This window comes from Rhodococcus sp. NPDC060084 (genome assembly GCF_042730335.1).
Classification (GTDB): Bacteria; Actinomycetota; Actinomycetes; order Mycobacteriales; family Mycobacteriaceae; genus Rhodococcus.
This window is the reverse complement of record NZ_JBHWWX010000010.1, coordinates 67,998-80,810: the sequence shown is the minus strand read 5'-3', so window position 1 is coordinate 80,810 and position 12,813 is coordinate 67,998. Positions and strand designations below refer to the sequence as shown.

The window sequence follows — 12,813 nt, the reverse complement described above, 5'->3', positions numbered from 1 at the left end:
CCGAGCGACATACCCGCTCTCACGAGTCCGAGACGACGGATGTCATGTTCTCGGGGCTCGCTCCTGGTGGACGAGCGCAGTCACGGTGCCGGATCGCCCATCACCGCCCCCTCGCGCCGAGGATCGGCTCCTCCGATCCAACCCGTCTCTTCGCGCTGCAGCGCGCTCAACCCGCTCGACTGCGGCGCGACGGAGACCTCGTGCCCCTTGTCCCGAAGCTGTTGCACGAGCGGGTCCTTCGCGCCGTCGTCGGACGCGTCGACGGCGGGATGTTCACCCCCGACGCCGGTGGCCGGGGTGTTTGCCGCGCCGAACGACACGGCCGAGATCGCTTGCTGCGGGTCGAGCCCCCAGTCCAGCATCCCGACCAGCGTTTTGACGACGAACTGGATGATCACCGATCCACCGGGCGACCCCACAACCATCTGCAGGTCGCCTCGTCGGCCGTCGGATGTCCTGTCGAACACCAGCGTCGGCGCCATCGAACTGCGCGGACGCTTTCCCGGCTCGACCCGATTGGCGGCCGGCAACCCGTCCTTGCCCGTGGGTTCCGCCGAGAAGTCGGTGAGCTGGTTGTTGAGGAGAAAGCCGTCGACCATGTGGAACGACCCGAACGCCGATTCGATGGTCGTCGTCATGGCGGCCACGTTGCCGTAACTGTCGGCGACCGAGATGTGGCTGGTGCCGTGCTCGGGACTCTGCGGCGGCACCCCGAGCGGTACCGGTCCGAAATCGCCCGGCTGCGCGGTGCCCATGCTCTTGCCCGGGTCGATCAGTGCCGCCCGCTGAGAGAGGTACTCGGGGTCGACCAAGGTGTCGAGCGATCCCCCGGGCAGCGGAACGAAGTCCGAATCCGCGACGTACTTGTCGCGGTCGGCGTACGCGAGACGCTCGGCCTCGGAAATCAGGTGCACCGCTTCGGCATTCGGCACTCCCCCGTTCGCGTCGACCTCGGACGGTCCCAGTGCGGCGAGGTCGAAGTTCTCCAGGATGCCCAGAGTGGCCGCGACGGCGGTGCCGCCGGACGACGGGTTCGGCATCCCGCAAATCTCGTGGTCACGGTAGGGCGTGCACAGCGGCGTGCGCTCCTTCGCCTCGTACGAGGCGAGGTCGTCGAGCGTGAGCATTCCCGGTGTTCGCCCACCGGATGTACTTCCGGTCGCCTCGACGATCGACTGTGCGATGCCACCGGTATAGAACGCGTCGGCGCCGTCGGTGGCAATTGCGCCGAGGGTCTTCGCCATTGCCGGATTGGTCAGCGTCGAGCCTACGGCCTTGGGGCTGCCGTCCGGCTCGAGGAAGTACGCGCGAGCCTCGTCGTCGACCGCGAGTTGCTGGGCGGAATCGGCAATGGATTGCGCCATCCGGTCGCTGACGGTCACGCCTCTGTCGGCCAGATCGATGGCGGGAGCGAACAGACTCCGCCACTCCCGGTCTCCGTACTCGGCATGCACCGACTCGAGCATGCGCAGGACACCGGGTACGCCGATCGACCGTCCGCTCGCGCGAGCGTCGGGTTTGGGCTCGGTGCGGTCGGTGTCGCTGATCCAGCGAAGATAGTTCTCGTCGGCCGCACTCGGGGCGGTTTCCCTCCCGTCGAACGCCTGCACCGCACCGGATTCGGCGTCGTAGTACATCAGGAACGCTCCGCCGCCGATACCGGACGACTGCGGTTCGACGAGTCCGAGCACCATCTGTGCCGCGACGAGCGCATCGGCCGCCGTCCCGCCGTCGCGGAGGACCTCGCACGCCACCTCGGTGGAGACCGGGTTGGCGGTGGAGACCGCGAACGATTCGGTACTCACAGCGGTCATGTCGCTGCGGTAGCCGGTGGCGATTTCCGGGTTGGTGGAAATGTCGCCACCCCCGGTCTCCGGCGGCGCTCCACCGGTCAACGGCGTGCCGTTGGGCGTCGCTCCACACACCGCCCCGGGCGCGGCGGTGTTCTCCGAATCACCGTCCGTGCTCGACGCACATCCGCCCACGAGTACGAGTGCCGCCGTCGCAGCCACAGCGGCACGTATTCCCGACCGATTTCTCCCCACCGAGATCATCTTGACGACGGTAGCCGGGGGTCGCGGGATTCACCGGGCAAACGCGACATCCATCTTGTCGGCACCGGGAGTCTGCCCGGAAGGGTCTTGACAGGGCTGTTCCCTGCGGAGGATGGTGTATTCAACCGAAAGGTTGAATAAGGATGGTGGCAGGTGAACGTTGCCGACGCGGACGACGAACTACTCGACCGGGCATTCATGGCCCTTTCCGATCCGATCCGCCGACGCATCGTCGCCCGGCTCAGCCGGGGTCCCGCCACTGTCAACGAACTCGCGGAACCCTTCGCGATCACCACCCAGGCGATCTCGAAGCACATTCAGGTACTCGAGCAAGCCGGGCTCGTCACGCGCACCCGCGATGCCCAGCGCCGCCCCGTTCACCTGAATCCCGCACAGTTGGAGGCGCTGACTTCCTGGATCGACCGGTATCGGTTGACCAAGGAACAGCAGTTCCGCAGCCTCGACTCTGTGCTGGCCGGGGACACGGCCGACACCACAGACCCCCCACCGGGGTGATCCCGCTCCCTGCGAGAGGCATCGACATGAGCAACCCACTGCACGTCAACGTCCCGGACGGCGTTCCGTTCATCGATTACGAGCGCGAGTTCGACTATCCCGTCTCCGAAATCTTCCGAGCACATCAGGATCCGGCTCTCGTCGCTCAGTGGCTGGGGCCGCGCGGGGTGTCCATTGACCTGGACCACTACGACTTCCGTAGCGGTGGTTCGTACCGGTACACGCACAGCGACGACAGCGGTTCGTACACCTTCTCCGGCGTGTTCCACACCGTGCGGGAGAACGAATTCGCCATCCAGACCTTCGAATTCGATCAATTCCGCGATGTCGTGAGCATCGAGTTCATGACCTTCGAGGACCTCGGCGACGGCCGCAGCAAGCTCAGCGGCCACGCTGTGTATCCCAGCCTCGAGGCACGCGACGGTATGGCCTCCTCGGGATGGGAGGAAGGCATGGTCGACTGTTACGAACGGATCGAGGAGCTTCTCTCGAAGGCCACCGCCTGATCCTCACCCGGAAGCGGCCGCACTCGACACGGGCGCGGCCGCATCGGGCGGCGCGGGTGGGTCCGGTGGCGCCGGTGCGAAGTTTCCACTGTGCGGGAGGGGTGACGGTGCGTCGACGAGCGCCCGGTACCGTTTCCGGGGTGGCGCCCCGCTGTTACCCTTGAACTAGAACGCGTTCTAGAATTCGAGGTTCGAGAACATCGGAGAACGGGAACATCCGGGGTAGCGCCACAGCTCACGCACGGTCTGCACGAGAGGACGACACACACCATGACGACTGTCGAGGTGCCGCACGGCTCACGATCGGTGATTCTCACCGTATCCGCCGTCGTCGAGGAAACCGCCGACGCGAAGTCGATCGTCTTCGACGTCCCGGACGAACTCCGTGACAAGTTCGCGTACAAGCCGGGCCAGTTCCTGACACTGCGTATTCCCAGCGAGCGCACGGGATCGGTGGCGCGCTGCTACTCGCTCGCAAGTTCGCCGCACACCGACGACGCCCCCAAGGTCACCGTCAAACGCACCTCCGACGGTTACGGCTCGAACTGGCTCTGCGACACCGTCGCGGCGGGCGACACCCTCGAGGTCCTGCCGCCGGCCGGGGTGTTCACCCCGAAGTCCTTCGATCACGACTTCGTGCTCTTCGGTGCCGGTAGCGGCATCACTCCGGTGATCGCGATCCTGAAGTCCGCGCTCACCCAGGGGTCCGGCAAGATCACTCTGATCTACGCCAACCGCGACGAGACGTCGGTCATCTTCGCCGACGAACTGCGGACCCTCGCAGCGAAGTATCCGACGCGACTGACCGTCATCCATTGGCTCGAATCCGTGCAGGGACTCCCGAGCGTCGACCAACTCGCGGCACTCGCTGCGCCGTACGCCGATCGCGAAGCGTTCATGTGCGGTCCAGGCCCCTTCATGGACACCGTGCACCAGGCGCTGCAGAGCATCGGGATGCCCCGGACCCAGGTCCACGCCGAGGTGTTCAATTCACTCTCCGGTGACCCGTTCGCCGACCAGGCGCCAGTCGAGGTCAGCGACGACGAGGCAGCGGACGCGGCGACCGTCGACGTCGAACTCGACGGGGAGGTCCATACGCTGACCTGGCCGCGCAAGCAGACCCTCGTCGACATCATGCTCGCGAAGGGCATCGACGTCCCCTACTCCTGCCAGGAGGGCGAGTGCGGATCGTGCGCGTGCACCGTCCTCGAAGGCAAGGTCGAGATGGAGAACTGCGACGTCCTCGACCCGGAGGACATCGAGGCGGGCTACATCCTGGGATGCCAGGCACGTCCGGTCACCGACCACCTCAAGATCGAGTTCTGAGCCGCACGACGAGGCGTGGCCGGCATCGCCGGGTGCCGCTCACGTCTCGTCAGCGCAACCCGCGGAGCCGGGCGCGTTCCTCCGCGTCGAGATGCTCGGTGGCGTAACTCAGCGCCGTCCGGCCCATCGCGGACGCGTGACGCTCGAGGAAGTCGAGCAGGGCGTCCCGGTCCACGCGTTTGCCGACCTCACGCAGCATCCAGCCTGCCGCCTTCTGGATCAGATCCCGGCGGTCGTCGAGGACACGCTCGGCCATCATGAGCGTCGGGCCGGCCTCTCCCCTCTTGACGAAGGCGAACGTGGCGAGCAGCCCGGCACGTCGCCGCCACAGGTCGGGGTCGTCGACCAGCGTCGTGAGCAACCCGGCATCGGCCGGATTCGCGTGGATCCATTCACCCACGATGTGATCGGACGAGGCGTCGACGAGATCCCAGTTGTTCACCCGTCCGCAGCGGAGAGCGTCGAGGTATACCTCGACCACCCGGCGACGTGAGACCGGGTCGCGCGTATACCTGTCCACGAGGATCAGCAGGCCGGCGAGACGGTGTTCGTGGACAGCGCTGTCCAGAAGAAGACGCGACTCCTCGATCGGCAGGTCGCGGAACTTCCGGACCACGGCACGGGTCTGCGGCACCCGCAGTCCCAGAAAGACGTCGCCCTCGCCGTACTCGCCGGGCCCGGTCTTGAAGAAGCGTCCCATCCCGGCGGCTGCGTCAGGATCGCCGAGGGCGTCGAGCGCCGCGCGAACGTCCTCCGCGGACAGGTCGTCGGTCACGTGGACGAGCCTACGTGCTCGCCGCCTGCACGGGTGTCCGGACAGACCGAGTTGTCCGAACCCGTTGCCGCTGAACCGGTCGGACGAAATGCGTCGTGGATATCGAACCCGAAAGGATCCCGCGGAAACAGCGTCCGCCCTTCAGCATTCCTGTTAACTTTGCGGCATTCGACAATGCGTTCCCCGAAGTGGGTGCTTCGCCTCCCTCCAGGCGTCCCCGGGGAAGCAGCTGCGCCCAGGACTGTCAGGGGTCACATTCGAGAGAAAGGAAGCGACGGTCTCCGACCCTCACACCTGCGGATCTGAGCAGATGAGCAGATGGGCAGATAGGAAGGGCTACCGGCTCGATCCGGTATGTTTGGCGAAGGGACACAAGTGTTTTCGAGATATCGCTTCCTGCTTTCGGTTGCCGTCGTCATGACCACCGCAGCGACGGCATGCGGGGCTTCCCCACCGGCCGGGAGCGGACCGACCTCCGCGAACAGCCTGATCCTCGGGGACGCTTATGAACTCGGCGCCTACAACCCGGTCGCGGGTCACGGCGAAGCGGGAGATTCCAAGATCTACGATGGCCTTCTGAGCCTCGCGGGCGGTGACGGGATCCCTACCTTCGAACCCGCCCTTGCGGCCCGGATGCCCACCGTCGGCGACAACGGTACGACTTGGACCGTGCACCTGCGCGACGGTGTCACCTTCACCGACGGAACGAACTTCGACGCAGCCGATGTTGCTGCCACATACCGCGAGATCCTCGACCCGGCATCCGCGTCGCCACTCGCCACATCCTTCGACATGATCCGATCGGTCGATATCGTCGAACCCCTGCAGGTGCGATTCGAATTGCACTACCCGTTCGCGGCGATGCCCACGAAGCTGCTCCTCGGTATCGCTCCGTCGGAACGGCTGACAGGTGGTCCCGCCACCGAGTCGACACTCAACACCGATCCGGTCGGCACGGGCCCGTACAGGTTGGTCTCCCTGCGACCGGACCAGGCAGTTTTCGAGGCCAACGACACGTACTGGGGCGGCGTGCCCGAAATTTCCCCGTTGACGGTGGTATACATCCCGGACGACAACGCCCGCGCACAGCGGATGGCCGCCGGGGAGATCGCGGGCACAAATCTGCCGCCGCGACTCGCGGCGACATTCGAGGGACGCGAGGGCACCACAGTCACGGCGAATACGTCGGCGGACTGGCGCGCGGTGAGTCTTCCCTCCGGTAATCCGGTCACGGGCGACCCCGCAATCCGCGCTGCACTCAACCGCGCGGTCGACCGCGAGGCCCTCGTCGAGCACGTCCTGGCAGGATACGGTCGTCCCGCATCGACACCATTGCCCGAGGTGTACGGCGACGCATATGAGCCCAACGCGACGTTCGACTTCGACCCGGCAGAAGCCGAACGGATCCTGGACGAAGGGGGCTGGCGCGAGACACCCTCGGGTGTTCGTGAAAAGGGCGGGCAACAAGCAACATTCACTGTCATGTATTTTCCCGAAGACACGTTGCGTCGAGATCTGGCTCAAGCTTTCGCCACCGAGGTCGATCGAATCGGCGTGCGGGTGGACGTTGCGGCGGTGGACCGCTCGAACGTGCCGGACCGGCTCTCCGAGAACGCGGTGCTGCTCGGAGGAGGCGATATGCCGTACGACCCGGATCCGCAGCTCTACAACACTTTGCACTCGACGTTCGCACGGGACGATGCCGGCTCTCCGTACGACAACGCCTCCGACTACAGCAATCCCCTCATCGACGATGCCCTCGACAGCGCGCGGCGTGCCACCGAGTCCGATGAGCGGACGGCACAGTATCGGACCGTGCAGAACGCATACGTCGACGATCCCGGGTACGTGATGCTCGTGTTCCTCGACCACACCTACGTCTCGGTCGAGAGCGAATTCACCGGAAGCGAACCGATTCTCGAGCCGCACAGTCACGGTGTCTCCTGGGGGCCCTGGTGGAATCTCGAAGAATGGACGGCCACGGGATGACCACCACTGCTACAGGGAAGCGGGACACGGCGTCCCAGCCACCGGATCGCGCAACGGCGACTGTGCCCCGCAGTCGACGACGGCGGGGAGTCGTCCGAATGATCTTCCGGCGAATACTGTTCGTCGCTCCCCTCACCCTCGCAACCTCGTTCGGTCTGTTTGCACTCGCGTCTCGATCACCGTTCGATCCCCTCGCCGGGATTCTCGGGGATCGCTACCTCACCATGTCGACCGCCGACAAAGAACAATTGGCGACCCAACTCCAGCTCGACACACCGTGGTGGCACCAGTGGACCATCTGGATCGGTCGTGCCTTCGGGGGCGATTTGGGGTATTCGCGGGCTTACGCCCAGCCGGTATCCGAGGTTGTCGGCCAGCGAGCCCCATGGACGCTGCTGCTGTCCGGCACCGCGCTCACCGCGGCAGTCCTCGTCGCGCTCCTCGCCGGAATCTGGACGGGTCTGCATCCCGGCGGCGTACTCGACCGCGGAGCCGCATTCGCCGCGAACCTGGTACAGGCCGTACCGCCATTCGTACTGTCTCTCGGGGCGGTTGCCGTATTCGCCGTCACCCTGAGGTGGCTTCCGGTGGCAGGGCTGACCTCCCCGGGCGAAGACCCCAGCCTCCCCCAGACTCTTCGCCACCTGATTCTTCCCGGTGCGGTCCTCACCGTTTCGGTATTACCGTGGCTCCTGCTGTCGCTGCGAGAGTCGGTCCGTGCCGCGGCAGGCTCCGACGCCGTGCTGGGTGCCCGCGCGCGTGGCCTACCGGAAACAGTCGTTGTACGCCGCCATATCCTGCCGGTCGCACTCGGACCTTTCACCACGGTCGTCGGCCTGCGACTGCCCGAGTTGCTCGTCGGCGCCGCGATCGTCGAAGAAGTGTTCTCCTGGCCCGGCCTGGCCGGGAGTGTGGTCACGGCAGCGCGGGAACTCGACTTCGCGCTGCTCGCAACACTGACCATCGGCACCACGTTGCTCGTGCTCGTCGGCTCGTTGCTCGCCGATGTGGCCCACGCGCTCATCGATCCTCGGGTGGTCGCCGATGACTCTTGACGCAACGCACTCCCACGGGTTCCGGCTGTTGCCGAGGATATTGGGGCAGGGACACTCCCGCCTCCTCGTGTGGTCCCTCGCCGGCCTCTCCGCAGTCGCCCTGTATGCCGTCGCCGTTCCCCTTTTCGCCGGTGGTGACCTGAGGCTGACGGATTTCGCGGCCGCCCATCGGCCCCCCTCGAGTTCTCATTGGTTCGGCACAGACCCGGCGGGACGTGACTTGTTCGTGCGCACCGCGGCCGGATTGCGGGTCTCGTTGCTGATCGCCGCAGTATGTGCGGTCGTGTCCACAGTGCTGGGGGTCGCGGTCGGAGTGGCGGCGGGAACTCTCGGAGGATGGACCGACCGGGTCGTGATGCGACTGGTGGACGGTATCAATGCGCTTCCGCACCTGTTGCTCGGCATCGCGATCGTTGCTCTCTATCCCGGCAACGTCCTAGCGATCGTCGCGTCGATCGCCTTGACGCACTGGACACAGGTCGCGCGCATAGCGCGCGCCGAGGTCAGGACCGCGCGCACGGGAACCTACATCGAAGCTGCCCGACTCGCGGGCGCCACCCGCACCCGGGTGACTGTTACCCATCTCGTTCCTGCGGCCGCCGGGCAGGCCCTCGTCGCAGTAGTACTGCTCCTGCCCCACGCGATATGGCACGAGTCGACACTGTCCTTTCTCGGTCTCGGTCTTCCTCCCGATCGGGCTTCACTCGGCACGTTGTTGCAGGACGCCCGCGCCGCCGTCCTCACCGGCTCCTGGTGGACCTTGGTGTTCCCTGCTGCGGCGCTCGTCATTACCACCCTGCTCGTCGCGGCGGTGGGTGCGACAGCACGTCGCCGCATCGTTCCCTCCGTACCGGAAAGGGCAGTCCGATGACGTCCACCGCCAAGGTCACGATGTCCGGCCTGACAGTGCGTATCCCGAGCGACTCCGGCGTCGTACATGCCGCCAGCGACGTCTGCCTCACTCTCGAGGAAGGCCGGATACTCGCGCTGGTCGGAGAATCTGGGTGTGGCAAATCCGTTGTAGGGTACGCACTTTGCGGTCTTCTTCCGTACGGCGCCAAGGCGACCGGGAACGTCGTCCTCCACCGCGCAGGCAGTCCCGATGTCGACCTCACGGCCGCGGCCCCATCCGCGTGGCGAAAGATCCGGGGCCGCTCCGTCGGCTGGATCCCGCAGTCTGCTGCGACCTATCTGACTCCGGTCCGCACTGTCGGTGCCCAACTCGGCGAAACCTGTCACCATCTCGGTGCCATGTACGGTCCTGATGCGCTGCTGGAGCAGGTCGGTCTCGAGCCGGAGGTAGCTCGTCTCTATCCACACGAGTTGTCCGGCGGCATGGCGCAACGCGCCGCGGTCGCCTTCGCGCTTGCGGGCGACCCCGAGGTCATCATCGCCGACGAGCCGACCTCGAACCTCGATCCCGCACTGACCGAACACACCCTGCGACTACTGCGCGGCGCGGCCGACGCGGGCGCCGCGGTCCTCCTGATCAGTCACGACCTCGCAACCCTGCCCGGCCATTCCGATGAGGTCGCGGTCATGTACGCGTCGCGCATCGTGGAGACCGGCCCGACCGAGTGCGTGTTCCGCGACCCGTGGCATCCGTACACACAGGACCTACTTGCTGCACTCCCCTCCGGCGGCCTGCACTCGATCCCGGGCACACCACCGACGTTGACCGATCTGCCCGACGACTGCGTGTACTACCGGCGCCGTCCTGCGGCCGGATTCTCCGGCGGACCTACACACATCACCCGGCACGGCGACCGCTCCGTACGGCGATTGATCGATGTCCGGCCATGAGCCTGCGCGCCCACCGCGTCACTGCGAGCCACGACCCGTTACATCCCGTACTCACCGATGTCTCCATCGACATCCCCACCGGTACGGTCGTGGGCCTCACAGGGGAATCCGGGAGCGGAAAAACCACCCTGGCTCGCGTACTCACAGGCCTGCATCCCGCAGGATCGGGACAGGTCACGATCGACGGCATCCCGGTGCACGCTGCCGAGTCGGGTGCCGTCGCGATGCTGTTCCAGGCACCTCGAGCAGCCGTGACCTATCGATGGACCCTGGCGCGGATCATCGCCGAACCGGTCCGGATCCGCCGAGGCATGCCCGAGCTGGTACGAAACGCCGCAACCCGCGTCGGGCTCACCGACGATCTGCTCGCGCGGCGACCGCACCAGGTCTCCGACGGGCAACTCCAGCGCGCGTGTCTGGCGCGTGCGCTCGTACAGCAGCCGCGTTATCTGATCTGTGACGAGATGACTGCCATGCTCGATCCCGTCACCACCGCGACACTGACCGAACTCATCAGCGAAGAAACCCGCCGTGGGCTCGGCGTCCTTGCCATCAGCCACCACCATGCGCTGCTCGATGCGTGGGCAGACCACACCATCGCGCTGCGTTCTCCTATGACGTAGTCGCGGCGGCGAGCAGTTCCCGTCCAGCCGCGAACGCCTCCGCTCCGGGCGGGAGCGCTCCGCGTGTGCCGCTGAGGTACACCTCGACGCGCCCGGTGGCTCCGGATCGGTCTCCGAATTCGCGGATACCCGGCTCGTCCGCATCGAGGTCGGCGATACGACGCAGCGTCTGCCTGGCGACCGCTTCGGCGCTGTCGAACAAGCGCACACCCTCCGGAAACCGGGCGAGGATCGAGTCCGCCACCAGCGGGTAGTGGGTGCAGCCGAGGACGATGCCCTCGACGTCGTCCGGAGTGCGCGCCGCGGCATCGGCGATCGCCCGGTCGGCGCCTTCCCGGTCACCCCGGTCGATGGCGTCGGCGAGTCCGTGACATGCGACGCCCACGACCTCGCTGCCGTTCCCGAACTTCTCGATGAGGTCGGCCTGGTAACGACTCGCGGTCGTCGCGGCCGTCGCCCAGATCGCCACCGACGTGCACACGGCCGCGGCAGGCTTGATCGCGGGCACGGTTCCGATCACGGGAACATCGTCACCGAGCGCGGCGCGCACGTCGTCCAGCGCGGTCACCGACGCCGTGTTGCACGGCAGCACCACCGCGTCGGCGCCGCGGTCGACGGCGCGCCGGGCGGTGGTCACCACCCGGTCGGACACCCAGTCGGCCGGTTTCGGCCCCCAGGGAGCGCACTCCGGGTCCATCGACAGCAGCAGGTCGAGATCCGGACGCATCCGGCGCAGCCACGCAGCAGTCGGCAGCAGACCGAATCCCGAGTCGATGAGCGCAACGATCACCCTACGAATCTAGCCCTTCCCGGTCGCGGCGGTGTTCAGGCATACGGCTTCGAGTGCTCACACGGCCGCGAGCAACTCCTCGATGGGCGCGCCGGCGGCGATCTTCATCCGGGTCTTCATCACCTGCGCGGGCAGCCCGCCACCGACGACACCGACGAGGCGGCCCTCACGCTCGTAGTACGCGAGGAACTTCCGTCCGTCGTCGCGCACCACGTGCACGGTGTCGTCGGCGCGAACCGCACCCAGGCCCTGGATCTTGATGTCGTACTGGTCGCTCCAGAAGTAGGGCACCTGGCCGGCGCCCCCGGACTCCCCCGTGACGATCTTCTTCGCGAGCACGGTGGCCTGCTCGCCCGCACTGGTCCAGTGCTCGACACGTTTGCGGGCACCACCGGGAACCTGCCACGACGCGACGTCGCCGACGGCCCAGACGTGCGGCGCGGACGCCTTGCCCGTGTCGTCGCACACGACCCCGTTGTCCAGTTCGATCCCCGAGCCCTCGAGCCACTCGGTGACAGGCACCGATCCGATACCCAGCACGACGAGATCCACGTCGATCTCGGTGCCGTCCCCGAGCACGGCAGAGGTGACGTGGCCGTCGCCGCGCAGTTCGGCGAGCCCGACTCCTGCACGCAGGTCGACTCCGGCGTCGGTATGCAGTCGTGCCACGAGGGAACCGACCTCGGTGCCGAGCACCGACGCGAGCGGCGTCGGCTGCGGCTCGAGCAGGACGACGTCGACGCCCAGTGCCCGCAGGCTGGCGGTGACCTCGCATCCGATGAATCCGGCGCCGACGACCAATGCCCGCACGCCGGGGACGATCGCGGCCCGCAAGGCGCGGCTGTCGTCCACCGACCGCAGGACGTGGACGCTGTCGAGATCGGGCAGGCCCGGGATGCGCCGTGCTCGCAGACCCGTGGCGACGACCAGCTCGTCGTAGGCGAGTTCGGTGCCGTCGGCGAGTGTCACGGTGCGGGCGTCGGTGTCGACCGAGCGTGCGGCGGCGCCGAGCCGCAGGTCGATGCGCTGCTCGTCGAAGAACTCGGCCGGGCGCAGCGTGGTGTCCTCCCGCTCGCCGCGGATGACATCCTTCGACAGCGGGGGCCGGTCGTAGGGCAGGTGGCCCTCGTCGTCGAGCAGAACGATCTCGCCCTCGTACCCCGCGCGTCGCAACTCCTCCGCGGTTCGCACACCCGCGAGTCCGGCTCCTGCTATTACGATCCGTTCGACTGCCACCTGGTACATCCTCCTCATCGCGGCGTGACCTCTGCCACCCGTGTGCGTGCACTCTTCATACCAAACGCACGTACAGGGCTGAACAGCGCGCCGATCCCGGCAACACCGAAATACCCCGCAGCACAACACGGTGGCGGTCC

At 66.8% G+C, this 12,813-nt stretch carries 12 protein-coding genes; 8 read left to right on the top strand and 4 right to left on the bottom strand.

Annotated elements, in window-relative coordinates; translation table 11 throughout:
* Nucleotides 1-80: 80 nt before the first annotated feature.
* Nucleotides 81-2,054 (bottom strand): gamma-glutamyltransferase, encoded by a 1,974-nt coding sequence (gene ggt / locus ACFWBU_RS08430; protein ID WP_378528012.1) that lies wholly within the window; start codon nucleotides 2,052-2,054, stop codon nucleotides 81-83.
* Nucleotides 2,055-2,252: 198 nt separating this feature from the next.
* Between ggt and ACFWBU_RS08425 the strand changes: the two genes are divergently transcribed.
* The 3 genes from ACFWBU_RS08425 to ACFWBU_RS08415 all read left to right on the top strand — a co-directional run bounded on the left by ACFWBU_RS08425 (nucleotide 2,253) and on the right by ACFWBU_RS08415 (nucleotide 4,402).
* Nucleotides 2,253-2,570: a helix-turn-helix transcriptional regulator gene (locus ACFWBU_RS08425; protein WP_169619629.1), complete on the top strand. Its 318-nt coding sequence runs from the start codon at nucleotides 2,253-2,255 to the stop codon at nucleotides 2,568-2,570.
* A gap of 26 nt (nucleotides 2,571-2,596) precedes the next feature.
* Complete coding sequence (locus ACFWBU_RS08420) at nucleotides 2,597-3,076, top strand: SRPBCC family protein (protein WP_378528011.1); 480 nt, start codon at nucleotides 2,597-2,599, stop codon at nucleotides 3,074-3,076.
* Between the two features lie 270 nt (nucleotides 3,077-3,346).
* Nucleotides 3,347-4,402 carry a 2Fe-2S iron-sulfur cluster-binding protein gene (locus tag ACFWBU_RS08415; RefSeq protein WP_378528010.1) on the top strand — a complete coding sequence of 352 codons (1,056 nt, stop codon included), beginning with the start codon at nucleotides 3,347-3,349 and terminating at the stop codon, nucleotides 4,400-4,402.
* Between the two features lie 49 nt (nucleotides 4,403-4,451).
* On the opposite strand, the gene ACFWBU_RS08410 is transcribed toward ACFWBU_RS08415, so the two are convergent.
* Nucleotides 4,452-5,177, bottom strand: a complete 726-nt coding sequence (locus ACFWBU_RS08410; RefSeq protein WP_378528009.1) for a DNA alkylation repair protein — start codon at nucleotides 5,175-5,177, stop codon at nucleotides 4,452-4,454.
* 417 nt (nucleotides 5,178-5,594) lie between these two features.
* On the opposite strand from ACFWBU_RS08410, the gene ACFWBU_RS08405 reads away from it, so the two are divergent.
* The 5 genes from ACFWBU_RS08405 (at nucleotide 5,595) to ACFWBU_RS08385 (ending at nucleotide 10,647) form a co-directional block, all read left to right on the top strand.
* Nucleotides 5,595-7,166 (top strand): ABC transporter substrate-binding protein, encoded by a 1,572-nt coding sequence (locus ACFWBU_RS08405; RefSeq protein ID WP_378528008.1) that lies wholly within the window; start codon nucleotides 5,595-5,597, stop codon nucleotides 7,164-7,166.
* Nucleotides 7,167-7,264: 98 nt separating this feature from the next.
* On the top strand, nucleotides 7,265-8,221 hold the full coding sequence (locus ACFWBU_RS08400) for an ABC transporter permease (protein ID WP_378528007.1): 957 nt from the start codon (nucleotides 7,265-7,267) through the stop codon (nucleotides 8,219-8,221).
* Complete coding sequence (locus ACFWBU_RS08395) at nucleotides 8,211-9,092, top strand: ABC transporter permease (protein ID WP_378528006.1); 882 nt, start codon at nucleotides 8,211-8,213, stop codon at nucleotides 9,090-9,092. The genes ACFWBU_RS08400 and ACFWBU_RS08395 overlap by 11 nt, the downstream gene beginning before the upstream one ends.
* Nucleotides 9,089-10,024: an ABC transporter ATP-binding protein gene (locus ACFWBU_RS08390; RefSeq protein ID WP_378528005.1), complete on the top strand. Its 936-nt coding sequence runs from the start codon at nucleotides 9,089-9,091 to the stop codon at nucleotides 10,022-10,024. The genes ACFWBU_RS08395 and ACFWBU_RS08390 overlap by 4 nt, the downstream gene beginning before the upstream one ends.
* Nucleotides 10,021-10,647 (top strand): ABC transporter ATP-binding protein, encoded by a 627-nt coding sequence (locus tag ACFWBU_RS08385; RefSeq protein ID WP_378528004.1) that lies wholly within the window; start codon nucleotides 10,021-10,023, stop codon nucleotides 10,645-10,647. Before ACFWBU_RS08390 ends, ACFWBU_RS08385 begins: the two co-directional genes overlap by 4 nt.
* On the opposite strand, the gene ACFWBU_RS08380 is transcribed toward ACFWBU_RS08385, so the two are convergent.
* Together ACFWBU_RS08380 and ACFWBU_RS08375 are read right to left on the bottom strand one after the other, a co-directional pair.
* Nucleotides 10,637-11,437 carry a glutamate racemase gene (locus ACFWBU_RS08380; RefSeq protein WP_378528003.1) on the bottom strand — a complete coding sequence of 267 codons (801 nt, stop codon included), beginning with the start codon at nucleotides 11,435-11,437 and terminating at the stop codon, nucleotides 10,637-10,639. The two genes, ACFWBU_RS08385 and ACFWBU_RS08380, sit on opposite strands and share 11 nt — an antisense overlap.
* 57 nt (nucleotides 11,438-11,494) lie before the next feature.
* Complete coding sequence (locus ACFWBU_RS08375) at nucleotides 11,495-12,673, bottom strand: NAD(P)/FAD-dependent oxidoreductase (protein ID WP_378528002.1); 1,179 nt, start codon at nucleotides 12,671-12,673, stop codon at nucleotides 11,495-11,497.
* Nucleotides 12,674-12,813: the final 140 nt, after the last annotated feature.